We start from the raw sequence: 14,478 nt of genomic DNA, 5'->3' as shown, positions 1-14,478 counted from the left end.
AATGTATCATTTTATAGTAAACAATACCTCGGGAGGCGGCAGGTCCAAACGGGTCTGGGAGGAACTGCAGAATTACCTTCTGGAGCATGAAATAAGGTATAAAGCACATTTTACAGAGTATGAGGGTCATGCGAAGAAGCTTGCAGACCGTGTATGTGATATTGATAGAGAAAAAGTGTATCTTATTGTGGTCGGTGGTGATGGTACGTTAAATGAAGTACTGAACGGGATGCATGATTTTGAAAAAATCCGGTTTGGATACATACCGACCGGCTCCGGGAATGATTTCGCAAGAGGTATGAAAATCAATGGAACACCTACAGAAAATTTAGAGCGGATACTTCAGGCGGAAGAGACAACGCCGATTGACTTAGGCTGTGTCAGCTGGGTGGAAGAAGGACAGAAGGAACAGAAGATTTTTGCAATTAGTTCCGGTCTTGGACTGGATGCGGATGTATGTAAACAGGCACTGCATTCCGGATTAAAGAAAGCATTAAATAGACTGGGACTTGGTTCATTAACCTACGTCTGTCTTACGATAAAATCCCTGTTTACCATGCCGACAGCAGAGGCGAAGATAGTATTTGATGATGAAGTGGAAGAGCCGATTTCCCGGATGATTTTTATTGCTGGAATGAATCAGTATTGTGAAGGCGGTGGAGTGCCGATGGCTCCGGAGGCCGTGGCTACGGACGGAGAATTTTCAGTCTGCTGTGGCTATGGAGTGGCAAGGTGGCGCACCTTTTTCCTACTGCCATTTCTGGTAAAGGGAAAACATACAGGATTTAAGTGCTTTGATATCCATAACTGCAGAAAATTCAGCGTGGATTTGGAAAAACCAATGGTATTGCATGCTGACGGAGAATATTGCGGGGATGTGACACACGCAGAGTTTAGATGTCTTTCAGGAAAACTGAATATTTTGTTATAATGGTGACTTCCTCCTGCATATACATATAACAGTATAGGCAGGAGGAATTTATATGGAAAATTTTAATACAGGCACTTATGATATGTATAAAGATATCAGTGCAAGGACAAATGGGGAAATTTACATAGGTGTGATTGGAGCTGTGCGGACCGGAAAGTCATCTTTTATCAAACGTTTCATGGAGCTGATGGTACTTCCGTTTATGGAGGATGAAAACAGCCGCCAGCGTGCGGTGGATGAAATGCCACAGGCGGCCCAGGGAAAAACCATTATGACAACAGAGCCGAAGTTTATTCCAAAAGATGCTGCAAAAATCCGGCTGGGCGAAGATACCGAAGTAAAAGTGAGGCTGATTGACTGTGTGGGTTATATGGTAGAGGGTGCCACCGGACATCTGGAAAATGGCGTGGAGCGAATGGTAAAGACGCCTTGGTTTGAAGAGGAAATTCCTTTTACAAAGGCGGCGGAGGTCGGGACCAGAAAGGTTATTAATGACCATGCAACCATTGGAATTGTAGTAACTGCAGATGGCAGTTTCACAGATATCCCGCGGGAGAATTATGTGAAAGGTGAGGAAGAAACCATAAAAGAGCTGCAGAGAATCGGAAAACCCTTTGTTATGGTACTGAATTCCGTAAAACCATACAGCGAGGAAACGGCACAACTGGCAAAAGAATTAGAAAAAAAATATGAAGTCAGTGTATTTCCACTGAATTGTGAGCAGCTTCGAAAAGAAGATGTCTATGCAGTGCTGAAGGGTATTCTCTATGAATTCCCGGTTGTGAAGATGAATTTCTTTCTTCCGAAATGGGTAGAAATGTTGGAAATGAGTCATCCAATCAAAGAAAATGTGGTTGCAAATGCTGGAAAAATGCTGTCGGAAGTAACACTGATAAAAGATTTGATGGATTACAAGATGGCTCCGGAGGGAGATTACATTTCCAATATGATGATGCAGGCGGTGAATCTGGAAAATGGCACAGCAGATATCCGGCTGGATATTGCAGATCAGTATTATTATGAAAATATCAGTGAACTGACCGGAACAGAAGTGACCGGGGAATACCAGCTTATTTCCATGATAAAGGAGCTTTCTGAGAAACGTAAGGAATATGAGAAAGTAGCGGATGCGGTACAATCGGTAGAAATGAAAGGATATGGAGTGGTGAGTCCGAAGCTTTCAGATATTAAAATGGATGATCCGGTGCTGATTAAACATGGTAATAAATTCGGCGTAAAAATTAAGGCAGTAGCACCGTCTGTTCATATGATCCGGGCAAATATTGAAACGGAGATTGCACCGATTGTAGGAAGTGAAGAGCAGGCAAACGACCTGATTCATTATATCAAAGAGGGACAGAGCACAGAAGATGGAGTCTGGGGAACCAGCATTTTTGGAAAATCCATTGGAGAACTGATGGAAGACGGTATCCGCAGCAAAATCAGCATGATGGATGATGAAAGCCAGATGAAGCTGCAGGATACCATGCAGAAAGTTGTAAATGATAATAATGGCGGATTAGTCTGTATTATTATTTAAGGATGCAAGCCGGTAATCCCGGGGCGATATTCCTTTCAGCTTGTGGAACGTCTTGGAAAAATGCAGCCCATTGTCAAAGCCTACGGAATTAGCTACAGCAGTAATGGATAGGCTGGAGTGTTCTAAGAGATAGCATGCCTGTTTTAAACGAAACTGGGTCAGATAATTTTTCGGCGACTGACCCAGTATGGTTTCAAAGGAGCGGTACAGATGGCTCCGGCTTACGCCTACATAATCAGCAATATCTTCTACGCGGATCGGGTAGGAATAGTTGGCGGAAATATAGGCAATTCCTTTCTGGACATAGTTGCTGGAACTGTTATACTGTTCATTATTGCTGGCATGTTTCATAAAAAGAGCCAGCGTCTGATAGAGTCGTCCGGTCATTTCTACAGAATCCATGAAATCATTTCCGCGGGCTTCATAGATACCGAGAAGGTGTTCCCGGATGGATTCGGAAAGCGGCGTCTGGTGAATCAGTGGAAAGTCTCTGGAAAAATCTGTGGCATTCAAAATAATGGCAGCGTCACTGCCATTAAAGCCTACCCAGGCATATTCCCACGGGTCTTTTTCGTCTGCATAATAGGTGATTTCGGTCTGAGGGTAGACAAGGAAGGTATCTCCGGTGGAAAGGGCATAAACTTTACCACCAACAGAATAATATCCTTTGCCGGATAGAATGTGATGAATCAGATAATGGTCCCGGATTCCCGGTCCCCACTGGTAAAGTGGTTCACATTTCTGGAAACCGACATTATAAACGGAAAGGGAAACCAGTTCTTTTTTATTTACTTTATAAGAATTCTTATATTTGGGGTCCATCGTATGCCTCCCTTCTGGAATTTGCAGATAGAATATAGATATATTATAGAGGCTGTCCTTTGCAGATGCAACAAAAATACATATTGTTTATACAATAGATACTGTTCAAATACAGGAATATAAGGTATACTCTTATTTGTAAGGAACACGAAAATACATATTTTAGTACAAAGGAGTGGAGAATATGTCTATTTTAGTTACAGGTGGAGCAGGTTATATCGGAAGTCATACCTGCGTGGAATTACAGCAGGCAGGCTATGACGTAGTAGTGCTGGATAATTTATCCAATGCCAGCGAAAAATCATTGGAGCGTGTAAAAGCGCTTACTGGAAAAGAAGTTACATTTTACCGTGGAGATATATTAGACCGTGATATCTTAAATGAAATCATGGAAAAAGAGAAGATTGACTGCTGCATTCATTTCGCAGGATTAAAAGCAGTTGGAGAATCTGTGGTAAAGCCATGGGAATATTATAATAACAACATTGCAGGAACATTGACATTAGTAGATGTGATGCGCCAGCACGGCTGCAAGAATATTATCTTTTCTTCCTCCGCGACCGTATATGGTGATCCGGCACAGATTCCAATCACAGAGGAATGCCCGAAAGGACAGTGTACCAATCCATATGGCTGGACGAAATCCATGTTAGAGCAGATTCTTATGGATATGCAGAAAGCTGATCCGGAATGGAATGTTATCTTATTAAGATATTTTAACCCAATCGGAGCACATCAGAGCGGAACTATGGGAGAAAATCCGAATGGAATTCCGAACAATCTGATGCCATATATTACCCAGGTGGCAGTTGGAAAGTTAAAAGAACTTGGCGTATTTGGAAATGATTATGACACACCGGACGGAACCGGAGTAAGAGACTACATTCATGTAGTAGACCTGGCAAAGGGACATGTAAAGGCATTAAAGAAGATTGAGGAAAATGCAGGCTTAAGTATTTACAATCTTGGTACCGGACATGGTTATAGTGTACTTGATATTGTAAAGAATTTTGAAGAAGCAACAGGCGTAAAGATTCCTTATTCCATTAAGCCACGTCGTGCTGGCGACATTGCGACCTGTTATTGCGACCCTTCAAAGGCAGAGCGGGAGCTTGGCTGGAAAGCAGAGTTTGGCATTCGTGAAATGTGTGCCGATTCTTGGAGATGGCAGAAGAATAATCCGAATGGATATGAGGACTAGAAAGAAGCTGAAGAAAAAAATTGCAAAAAAATTAAAAAAAGTGCTTGCAATTTAGAGGGCGTCGTGTTATAGTATCACTTGTCCGGTTCATTGGTCAAGCGGTTAAGACGCCGCCCTCTCACGGCGGAAACAGGGGTTCGATTCCCCTATGAACTGCTCACTATTAATAATTTAATAGCCCAACCCATAGAAGATGCTGAAAGCCAGATAATGGTTTTACAGCATTTTTTATTTTACAGGAAATTGTTTTCCTGTAAAGTAAAAAAGCTCCGCGAGGATGCACACTGCGGTGTATAAGGTAAATGCCGCAAGCGACCGCGACATTCTTTGTTCTTTTATGTAAGAAGCTTGCTAGGCGTGTTTGTGTGATTTTTTGCGTAAAAATTCGATATATCTTAATTTACTAAAATTAGCGAAAATATTTCTTCCAAATCAGCATATATTATGTTATAATTTACTATGTTTCCGGTAATAAACAAGGAAAAAATAAGCAAATCTAACAAATGTATGATGGAGGGTGACATGAAGAGAAGAGGAAAAGCATTGGGGATGGCATTGCTGTTTATCATGATGACTGTTTTTTCAGTAGTCTCAGATGCGGCAATGGTAAAGGCTGACGAACTTTTGATTAAGCTGCATTACCACAGAGCAGACGACAATTACGATGGATGGGATGTCTGGATGTGGGGAGAAGGTGCAGATGGTGCAGCTTATGAACTGGCAGAGGAAGATGGTGACTACGTGGCAACCATGGAAGTAACACCGGGTACAACCTCTGTGGGATTTATTGTGCGTACAGCAGACTGGACCAAGGATGTTGATGAAGACCAGTTCATTGATATTTCTGAGATGGTATCCGGCACTGTGGATATTTATGTAGAGTCTGGTGTGAAAGGATATACCAAAGAATATGGTGATGATGCCGTAACCGGAACTAAATTATCCGGAGCCAAATATGATGGGGAAGGCGCAGTAACCGTTCAGATGACCGGAGCAATTGAAGGGAATCTGATGCAGGCATTTTCCATTAAGAGTGCCGATGGTGTGGCGGTTACTATCAAAGAAGTAACACAAGATGATGATTTCGTATATCAGGTAGTTGTGGAAAAACCATTAGATGCTTATAAGAGCTACCAGATTACATACGAAGGAACTGAATATAAAGTAGTGATGCCGAGCGTATATTCCACCAAAGAATTTGAAGAAGAATATACTTATGACGGAGATGACCTTGGTGCAACCTGGACAAAAGACAGCACAGCGTTCCGTCTCTGGGCACCAACCGCACAGGCTGTTTCTGTAAATCTCTATGAATCAGGAACAGAAGGAACCGATGATTTAATCGAATCCATTCCAATGACTGCAGATATAAACGGGACCTGGGTGGCATCAAAGGATGGAGATTTAAATGGTACCTATTATACTTATACCGTTACCATTAATGGTGAGGAAAAAGAAGCCAATGACCCATATGCAAGAACCACAGGTGTCAACGGAAAACGTGCCATGATAATTGATTTGGAATCCACCAATCCGGAAGGGTGGGACAGTGACAGTAACCCACATGCCGGAGAGGGTATTAATGATGCTGTTATTTATGAAATGCATATCCGTGACGTCTCTTCAGATTCCAGTTCCGGAATTGAAAACGTTGGAAAATATTTAGGACTGACAGAGACCGGAACCACAACTGAAAATGGTGTTCCGACCGGACTTGACCATATCAAGGATTTGGGAATCACACATTTACATTTACTTCCGTTTTATGATTATGGTTCCGTAGATGAAACAAAGCTGGATACACCGCAGTTTAACTGGGGATATGATCCGGTCAACTACAACGTACCGGAAGGCTCTTATTCCACGGATCCATATCATGGAGAAGTCCGGGTGAAAGAAGCTAAAGAAATGGTAAAGACGTTACATGATAATGATATCAGTGTCGTTATGGACGTGGTTTACAATCATGTATACAATGCAGGAGAATTCTGTTTTAACGTAATTGTGCCGGAGTATTTCTCAAGAGTAAATGATAATGGGACTTATTCTAATGGTTCCGGCTGTGGAAATGACACAGCATCCGAGCGTTCCATGGTGAAGAAATATATTGTGGACTCTGTGAAATACTGGGCAGATGAATATCATATTGATGGCTTCCGTTTTGACCTGGTAGGACTTTTGGATACGGAAACCATGAACGAGGTAATCGAGGAAGTGCACAAAGACCACCCGGATGTTATCTTCTACGGAGAAGGATGGTCGATGCAGACAAGCCTTACCAAAGAAGGATATTCCATGACAACACAGACCAATTCCACAGAAGTACCGGAAATGGCTTTTTTTAGTGATACTTTAAGAGATTTGTTAAAAGGAAATACATTTTCAACTACAGAAAAGGGTTTTGTATCCGGAGCAAATGGCAAAGAGAAGACCTTACAGAAATGCTTTATGGGATTATCACCGGAATGGTGTACTACACCTTCCCAGTCCGTTAACTACGCATCCTGTCACGATAATCTTTCCCTGATGGATCGTATTATCCGTTCTACTCCGGAAGCTTCCGTGGAGGAGCGAATCCGCATGAACAATCTTGCAGCAGCCATTTATATGACGGCAGAGGGTGTTCCGTTTATGCAGGCAGGAGAAGAATTCTTAAGAAGCAAAGTGAAAGCAGATGGTGGTCTTGATGAAAACAGCTATGCCTCACCAGATTCAGTAAACAGCTTAAAATGGAGCAATCTGGAAGATGAACAGTATCAGAATGTTTACCAGTATTATAAAGGACTGATTACATTCCGTAAGGCACATCCGGTACTTCGCCTTGACAATGCAGAGGATGTAAAAGCACATGTGACTCCGGTAGAAGATTTAGATGATAATGTGGTAGCGTTTGCAATTACCGGTGATGTTGACGGAGAGACAGCAGATGGAATGTATGTGATCTTCAATGCCAATAATGAGAAAAAAGAAGTAACTCTTCCGGAAGGAAACTGGAATGTATGCATTAATGATACTTTAGCAGGAACAGATACGATTGAAATAATTTCTGGAACAGCAGAAGTAGCTCCGGTTTCTGCATTGATTTTAGTAAAAGGTGATGGAAACGGCAGCACAGCAGTAGTATCTGCAGGAACATTACCAGCATGGATGGCATATGTATTTACAATTCTGGTTGCCGTAGTGATTGGAGCATGTTCTGTCTGGTCACAGAAAAAGGCAGGAAAAGCCGGCAGAAAGTAGATAATTTGGAAATAAAATCTTGCAATTTAAGAAAATAGTGCTATAATAATACAGTACATGATGATTTAGGCTTTGAGAGTGGGCGTTGCGTCCACTCTCAATTCATGTTTAGAACAAAATTTAGACAGATGGAAAGGTGGTTACATGTCCAGAAAAGAAATTTATGAACAGAAGACAGAAAGCTTCATTCAGCCAATCGTTGATAAGTATCATTTTGAACTGGTAGATGTGGAATATGTCAAGGAAGGTTCCGACTGGTACTTACGGGCTTACATTGATAAGGAAGGCGGAATTACCGTCAATGACTGTGAAATGGTAGCACGGGAAATGAATGAGATTCTGGATCGGGAAGATTATGTGGAAGACTCTTATATTTTTGAAGTGAGTTCGCCGGGACTTGGCAGACCGTTGAAGAAAGAAAAGGACTATGTCCGTTCTATGGGAAAAGAAGTGGAGATACGTCTGTATCGTGCCATAGACCATGAAAAGGAATTTTGTGGAGTCTTAAGTGCATATGATGAGAATACCGTAACAATTGAAGACGAATCTTATGGACAGAAAGTATTTGATAAGAAGGATATTGCATTAATCCGTCTTGCCATCGATTTTTAATCATTAACATAGCATACAACTTAGAAAATAAGTATATAGGAGGATAAAGAAATGAATAACGAGTTGTTGGAAGCATTGACAATACTGGAGCAGGAAAAAAATATCAGCAAAGAGACTTTACTTGAGGCAATTGAGAATTCTCTGCTGACTGCATGCAAAAACCATTTTGGAAAGGCAGATAATATTAAAGTAAATATTGACCCGGAAACATGTGAGTTCCATGTGCTTGCTGAGAAGACCGTAGTGGAAAAAGTAGAAGATGATGTAACAGAAATCAGTCTTGCAAATGCACGCATGATTGATTCTGCGTACAATCTTGGTGATGTGGTAAATGTAGAAGTTAAATCCAAAGAATTTGGACGTATTGCAACACAGAATGCAAAGAACGTAATTTTACAGAAGATTCGTGAGGAAGAAAGAAAAGCAATTTACAGCGAATATTACAGCATGGAAAAAGACGTTGTAACCGGAATTGTACAGAGATATGTTGGAAAAAATATTTCCATTAATCTTGGTAAAGCAGATGCCATTCTTACTGAAAATGAGCAGGTAAAGGGAGAGGTATTCAAACCGACCGAACGTATCAAGGTATATATCCTGGAAGTAAAATCTACACCAAAGGGACCAAAGATTATGGTTTCAAGAACCCATCCGGAATTAGTAAAACGTCTGTTTGAATCAGAAGTTACTGAAGTAAAAGATGGTATTGTAGAAATTAAGAGTATTGCCCGTGAAGCAGGAAGCAGAACCAAGATTGCTGTTTACTCCAATGACCCTGATGTGGATCCGGTAGGAGCTTGTGTAGGTATGAACGGAGCCAGGGTAAATGCTATCGTAAGTGAATTACGCGGTGAGAAAATTGATATCATTAACTGGAATGAGAATCCTGCTATGTTAATCGAGAACGCATTAAGCCCAGCAAAAGTTATTTCCGTAATCGCAGATGGCGAAGAGAAGAGCGCAAAGGTTGTTGTTCCGGATTATCAGTTGTCACTTGCTATCGGTAAAGAAGGACAGAATGCAAGACTTGCTGCAAGACTGACCGGATTCAAGATTGATATCAAGAGTGAGACACAGGCAAGAGAGTCCGGTGAATTTATGGATTATGAAAATGATTACGAGGACTATGATGAGGAGTATGAAGAAGGTTATGAAGAAGGTTATGAAGAAGAAAACACAGGAGATGGTGAGTTCATAGATGGCAACGAATAAGAAGATTCCTATGCGGAAATGTGTAGGATGCCAGGAAATGAAAAGCAAGAAAGAATTGATTCGGATTATTCATACGCCGGAAGATGAACTTGTAGTGGACTCCACTGGAAGGAAGAATGGAAGAGGCGCATATATCTGTCCGAATATGGATTGCTTTTTGGCAGCAAAAAAGACAAAGGGCTTGGAAAGATCTTTGAAAATGGCGATTCCGGAAGAAATATATGAGGAGTTGCAAAAGGAGATGCAGAATATTGAAACAAGATAAGGTGTTATCCATGCTTGGACTTTCTGCCAAGGCAGGAAATGTTGCAAGCGGAGAATTTTCAACAGAGAAAGCGGTAAAAGAAGGAAAGGCTCATCTGGTCATTGTCGCAGGAGATGCTTCAGATAATACGAAGAAACATTTCCGTGATATGTGCAGCTTTTATGAAGTGCCATTTTATGCTTATGCTGATAAGGAGAGTCTCGGACATCATATTGGAAAAGAATTTCGGGCATCATTGGCAGTTACCAACGAAGGTCTTGCCAAAGCCGTCATAAAGCAATTGAAACTGTTAACAACTGAATAACGGAGGTAGTTATATATGTCAAAACTCAGAGTATATGAACTCGCAAAAGAATTAAATATAAAGCCGCAGGATGTTTTGGATTCCTTACAAGGAACCCAGTATGAAGTAAAGACATCCAGCAATAGTATAGATGAAGATGCACAGAAGCTGGTGCGTTCTAAAGTAAACGGAGCAGCAAAACCAGCAGCAGAGAAAAAGCCGGCAGCAGAGACAAAGCCGGCAGGTGAAGCAAAAGCTGCAACAGAAGCAAAGCCAGCAGGTGAAACAAAAGCTGCAGGCGAGGCAAAATCAACAGAGGCACCGGCTCGACCGAAGAAAAAAGCAAGTATTTCTGCTGTATTTAACCCACAGAACAGCAAGACCAATCCGGGAAGCAGACGTCAGGCTTATCACACCAATGCCAAGACAGGAGAAGCAAGAAGACCGGCACCGGCTGCAAGACCAGCTCAGCCTGCAAAACCGGCAGCACCAAAGCCTGCTGAGGTAAAAGCTGCAGAAGTTAAGCCGGCAGAGGTAAAAGCAACAGAAGTTAAGGCTGCAGAAGTAAAACCAGCAGAAACGAAAACTGCAGAAGTAAAGACTACGGAAACAAAAACTGTTCAGGAGAAACCGGTAGTGAAAACAGAAGAGAAGAAGACGGAGACAAGAAACTTTAACAATAACCGTCAACAGGGAGACAGACCGTATAATAACAACCGCCCGCAGGGAGACAGACCGTATAATAACAACCGCCCACAGGGAGACAGACCGTATAATAACCGTCAGCAGGGAGACAGACCGTACAATAACAACCGCCCGCAGGGGGACAGACCATATAATAACCGTCAGCAGGGAGACAGACCGTATAATAACAACCGCCCGCAGGGAGACAGACCGTACAATAACAACCGCCCGCAGGGAGACAGACCGTACAACAATAACCGCCCACAGGGAGACAGACCATACAATAATAACCGTCCACAAGGCGACAGAAATGGAAGAGGCGGAAGAAATGGTGGAAGATTCGATCAGGAATTAAACCGTTTCAATAAAGAAGCGATTCAGGCAGGACCGGATGATTTAAGAAAAGAAAGCCGTGAAAACCGTGACCGTGACAATACCCGTAAGAAACAGGTGCAGGAGCACGATAAGTTAGGAAGCAAGAAACAGGAAAGATATGTAAATCTTGAGAAAAACGGCGGTAAGAAGAAACGTCCTGCACAGCCGAAACCAAAGGAAGAAGATACCATCCGCAGCGTATCCCTGCCGGAGCGTATGACGATTAAGGAACTGGCAGATAAGATGAAGGTTCAGGCTTCTGAAATCATCAAGAAGCTCTTTATGAAGGGACAGATGGTTACCGTAAACCAGGAAATCGACTATGACAGTGCAGAAGAAATTGCACTGGAATTTAACTGTATTGCAGAGCCGGAAGAAAAGGTAGACGTAATTGCAGAGCTCTTAAAAGAGGATGAAGAAAGAGAAGAAGATTTAGTTCCAAGACCACCTGTTGTCTGTGTAATGGGTCACGTTGACCATGGTAAAACATCCCTTCTGGATGCAATCCGTAATACACATGTAACAGACCGTGAGGCTGGTGGTATTACACAGCATATCGGAGCCTATGTGGTAAGTATCAATGGACAGAAGATTACCTTCTTAGATACACCGGGACATGAAGCATTTACCGCAATGCGTCTGCGTGGAGCAAAATCTACCGACATTGCAATTCTTGTAGTTGCAGCAGATGATGGTGTCATGCCGCAGACTGTAGAAGCAATTAACCATGCTAAAGCAGCCGGAATTGAAATCGTAGTAGCAATCAATAAGATTGATAAGCCAAATGCCAATATCGACCGAGTAAAACAGGAGTTATCCGAATACGAACTGATTCCGGAAGACTGGGGTGGAAGCACCATTTTTGTACCGGTATCTGCTCATACCCACGAAGGTATTGACCAGTTATTGGAAATGTTATTATTAACAGCAGAAGTCAGCGAGTTAAAGGCAAATCCAAAACGTAAAGCCCGTGGTGTTATCATTGAGGCACAGCTGGATAAAGGAAGAGGAGCTGTAGCAACTGTTTTAGTACAGAAGGGAACCCTTACAGTTGGTGAGCCGATTGCCTGTGGTAGTGCATATGGTAAAGTACGTGCCATGATTGACGATAAGGGAAGAAGAGTAAAAGAAGCCGGACCATCCATGCCGGTAGAGATTTTAGGACTTTCCAGTGTACCGGATGCAGGAGAAACATTCGTAGCATGTGACAGTGAAAAAGATGCAAGAAACTTTGCAGAGACATATATTTCCGAAGGAAAGGCAAAACTGTTAGAGGAGACCCGTTCCAGAATGTCTTTAGATGACCTGTTCTCACAGATTCAGTCCGGAGATGTAAAAGAGCTGGATATCATCGTTAAAGCAGACGTCCAGGGTTCTGTAGAAGCCGTAAAACAGAGTCTTGTAAAACTTTCCAACGACGAAGTTGTGGTTAAGATTATCCATGGTGGTGTTGGTGCAATCAACGAATCTGATGTTACTTTAGCATCTGCATCTAACGCAATCATCATTGGATTTAACGTAAGACCGGACCCTACAGCAAAGGTTACTGCTGAAAATGAAGGTGTAGATATCCGTCTTTATAAAGTTATCTATAACGCAATTGAAGACGTAGAAGCTGCTATGAAGGGAATGTTAGATCCTGTATACGAAGAAAAAGTAATCGGCCATGCAGAAGTCCGTCAGATTTTCAAAGCATCCGGTGTTGGTAACATTGCAGGTTCTTATGTATTGGATGGTAACTTCGAGCGTGGATGTAAAGTCCGTATTACCCGTGAGGGAACACAGATATTTGAAGGAAATCTTGCTTCCCTGAAACGTTTCAAGGACGATGTGAAGGAAGTAAAAGCCGGATATGAGTGTGGTCTTGTATTCGAAGGATTTAATGATATTGCAGAACTGGATCAGGTAGAGGCATATAAGATGGTAGAGGTTGCCAGATAATCTGATAGAAGGACAGGAAAATTATGCAAAAAAATAGTATGAAAAATATGCGGATAAATGGAGAAGTTCAAAGAGAACTCTCCAACATTATCCGGAGTGAAGTAAAAGACCCGCGTATTGCGCCGATGACCAGTGTGGTCGCCGTAGAAGTGGCACCGGATTTAAAAACCTGTAAGGCGTATATCAGTGTATTCGGAGACGAAGAAGCTCAGAATAATACAATCAAAGGTCTTAATAGTGCAGAAGGGTATATTCGTCATGCCCTAGCAAAAAGTATCAATTTAAGAAATACTCCGGAGATTCGGTTTATCCTGGATCAGTCCATTGAGTATGGTGTAAACATGTCAAAGAAAATTGATGAGGTGATTGGACAGGAAGAGTCCTAAGCCTCATCCGAAGAGAAAGAGAGCAGGTGTTGCCAATGAAATTAGAGGAACAGCTTTATGATGTGAAGCGTGTAGCAATAGCCGGTCATGTAAAACCTGACGGAGACTGTGTAGGTTCCACGTTAGCAGTATATAACTATATCAGAAAATATCATCCGGAAATGGAAGTGGAACTCCATCTGGAACCAATTCCAAACATTTTCAAATTCCTTGCAAATGCAGATAAAATCGACAGCTCTTATATAGAAAAAGAGCCATACGATTTATTTATTGCATTGGACTGCGGCGATGAGAAACGACTGGGAAATGCAGTGAAATATTTTCATGCAGCAAAACGCACCTTCTGTGTTGACCATCATATCAGCAATCAGAACTTTGCAGATGCAAACTACATTTTCCCGGAGGCAAGTTCAACCTGTGAGCTTGTATATGAACTCATAGATGAAGAGAAGATTACAAAGGAAATTGCAGAATGTATTTATGTGGGAATTGTGCATGATACGGGTGTGTTCCAGTATTCCTGTACTTCCGCAAAGACCATGAACATTGCCGGCAGGCTGATGGAAATGGGAATTGATTTCAGCCGTATCGTGGATAAGACTTATTATGAGAAAACTTACGAGCAGAACCGGATTTTGGGTCAGGCATTGGTGGACAGCCAGCTCTTTTTAGATGGAAAATGCATTGCATCTATCGTAACCAAAGAAGAAATGGAAAAATACCAGGTTCTTCCGAAACATTTAGAAGGAATCGTACAGCAGCTTCGTGCTACCAAAGATGTGGAAGCTGCAATCTTTCTTTACGAAAATGAGGATGGAAGCTTTAAAGCAAGCATGCGTTCCAGTGGTAAGGTAGATGTGGCAGTTATTATGATGTCCTATGGTGGAGGCGGCCATATACGGGCAGCCGGAGCAACCATAGAAGGCAATGCTAAAGAGATTCTTGAGGGAATCGTAAAGGACGTTGAAAAACAGCTTTTGAAATAG

General features: G+C 42.0%; 12 protein-coding genes and 1 tRNA gene. 12 read left to right on the top strand and 1 reads right to left on the bottom strand.

Annotated features, from left to right (window positions below; all coding sequences use genetic code 11):
• Position 1 precedes the first annotated feature (1 nt).
• Positions 2-931 (top strand): diacylglycerol/lipid kinase family protein, encoded by a 930-nt coding sequence (locus LKD41_RS01070; RefSeq protein WP_022242589.1) that lies wholly within the window; start codon positions 2-4, stop codon positions 929-931.
• Between the two features lie 52 nt (positions 932-983).
• Positions 984-2,471: a stage IV sporulation protein A gene (gene spoIVA / locus LKD41_RS01065; RefSeq protein WP_227700139.1), complete on the top strand. Its 1,488-nt coding sequence runs from the start codon at positions 984-986 to the stop codon at positions 2,469-2,471.
• On the opposite strand, the gene LKD41_RS01060 is transcribed toward spoIVA, so the two are convergent.
• A complete protein-coding gene (locus LKD41_RS01060; RefSeq protein ID WP_227700138.1) occupies positions 2,451-3,293 on the bottom strand; it encodes an AraC family transcriptional regulator in 843 nt (280 codons plus the stop codon). The genes spoIVA and LKD41_RS01060 overlap by 21 nt on opposite strands.
• 184 nt (positions 3,294-3,477) lie before the next feature.
• On the opposite strand from LKD41_RS01060, the gene galE reads away from it, so the two are divergent.
• The 10 genes from galE to LKD41_RS01010 all read left to right on the top strand — a co-directional run bounded on the left by galE (position 3,478) and on the right by LKD41_RS01010 (position 14,478).
• Positions 3,478-4,494 (top strand): UDP-glucose 4-epimerase GalE, encoded by a 1,017-nt coding sequence (gene galE / locus LKD41_RS01055; protein ID WP_022242586.1) that lies wholly within the window; start codon positions 3,478-3,480, stop codon positions 4,492-4,494.
• A gap of 84 nt (positions 4,495-4,578) precedes the next feature.
• Positions 4,579-4,650: transfer RNA gene (locus tag LKD41_RS01050), tRNA-Glu, on the top strand.
• Positions 4,651-5,016: 366 nt separating this feature from the next.
• Positions 5,017-7,734, top strand: a complete 2,718-nt coding sequence (gene pulA / locus LKD41_RS01045) for a type I pullulanase (protein ID WP_227700137.1) — start codon at positions 5,017-5,019, stop codon at positions 7,732-7,734.
• A 144-nt stretch (positions 7,735-7,878) separates the two neighbouring features.
• Positions 7,879-8,346 (top strand): ribosome maturation factor RimP, encoded by a 468-nt coding sequence (rimP, locus tag LKD41_RS01040; protein ID WP_022242582.1) that lies wholly within the window; start codon positions 7,879-7,881, stop codon positions 8,344-8,346.
• 51 nt (positions 8,347-8,397) lie between these two features.
• Positions 8,398-9,558, top strand: a complete 1,161-nt coding sequence (gene nusA, locus LKD41_RS01035; protein ID WP_227700136.1) for a transcription termination factor NusA — start codon at positions 8,398-8,400, stop codon at positions 9,556-9,558.
• Positions 9,545-9,823, top strand: a complete 279-nt coding sequence (gene rnpM, locus LKD41_RS01030) for an RNase P modulator RnpM (protein WP_022242580.1) — start codon at positions 9,545-9,547, stop codon at positions 9,821-9,823. The genes nusA and rnpM overlap by 14 nt, the downstream gene beginning before the upstream one ends.
• Positions 9,810-10,127 carry a L7Ae/L30e/S12e/Gadd45 family ribosomal protein gene (locus LKD41_RS01025; RefSeq protein ID WP_022242579.1) on the top strand — a complete coding sequence of 106 codons (318 nt, stop codon included), beginning with the start codon at positions 9,810-9,812 and terminating at the stop codon, positions 10,125-10,127. Before rnpM ends, LKD41_RS01025 begins: the two co-directional genes overlap by 14 nt.
• A 15-nt stretch (positions 10,128-10,142) precedes the next feature.
• The gene (gene infB / locus LKD41_RS01020; RefSeq protein ID WP_227700135.1) at positions 10,143-13,106 is read left to right on the top strand and encodes a translation initiation factor IF-2; all 2,964 of its coding nucleotides are present in this window, start codon (positions 10,143-10,145) and stop codon (positions 13,104-13,106) included.
• Positions 13,107-13,129: 23 nt separating this feature from the next.
• The gene (rbfA, locus tag LKD41_RS01015; protein ID WP_022242577.1) at positions 13,130-13,492 is read left to right on the top strand and encodes a 30S ribosome-binding factor RbfA; all 363 of its coding nucleotides are present in this window, start codon (positions 13,130-13,132) and stop codon (positions 13,490-13,492) included.
• Positions 13,493-13,527: 35 nt separating this feature from the next.
• Complete coding sequence (locus LKD41_RS01010; RefSeq protein ID WP_117697168.1) at positions 13,528-14,478, top strand: DHH family phosphoesterase; 951 nt, start codon at positions 13,528-13,530, stop codon at positions 14,476-14,478.

The sequence above is a fragment of the Roseburia sp. CLA-AA-H209 genome, assembly GCF_020687575.1.
GTDB lineage: Bacteria > Bacillota > Clostridia > Lachnospirales > Lachnospiraceae > Roseburia_C > Roseburia_C amylophila.
Note: the sequence above shows the minus strand (reverse complement) of the source record. Positions and strands in the feature narration are given on the sequence as shown.

Bases quoted from the DNA above. Each gene is read 5' to 3' on its own strand.
- galE (WP_022242586.1), top strand. From the start codon at position 3,478: ATGTCTATTTTAGTTACAGGTGGAGCAGGTTATATCGGAAGTCATACC.
- infB (WP_227700135.1), top strand. From the start codon at position 10,143: ATGTCAAAACTCAGAGTATATGAACTCGCAAAAGAATTAAATATAAAG.
- rnpM (WP_022242580.1), top strand. From the start codon at position 9,545: ATGGCAACGAATAAGAAGATTCCTATGCGGAAATGTGTAGGATGCCAG.
- rimP (WP_022242582.1), top strand. From the start codon at position 7,879: ATGTCCAGAAAAGAAATTTATGAACAGAAGACAGAAAGCTTCATTCAG.
- rbfA (WP_022242577.1), top strand. From the start codon at position 13,130: ATGCAAAAAAATAGTATGAAAAATATGCGGATAAATGGAGAAGTTCAA.
- LKD41_RS01010 (WP_117697168.1), top strand. From the start codon at position 13,528: ATGAAATTAGAGGAACAGCTTTATGATGTGAAGCGTGTAGCAATAGCC.
- pulA (WP_227700137.1), top strand. From the start codon at position 5,017: ATGAAGAGAAGAGGAAAAGCATTGGGGATGGCATTGCTGTTTATCATG.
- spoIVA (WP_227700139.1), top strand. From the start codon at position 984: ATGGAAAATTTTAATACAGGCACTTATGATATGTATAAAGATATCAGT.
- LKD41_RS01070 (WP_022242589.1), top strand. From the start codon at position 2: ATGTATCATTTTATAGTAAACAATACCTCGGGAGGCGGCAGGTCCAAA.
- nusA (WP_227700136.1), top strand. From the start codon at position 8,398: ATGAATAACGAGTTGTTGGAAGCATTGACAATACTGGAGCAGGAAAAA.
- LKD41_RS01060 (WP_227700138.1), bottom strand. From the start codon at position 3,293: ATGGACCCCAAATATAAGAATTCTTATAAAGTAAATAAAAAAGAACTG.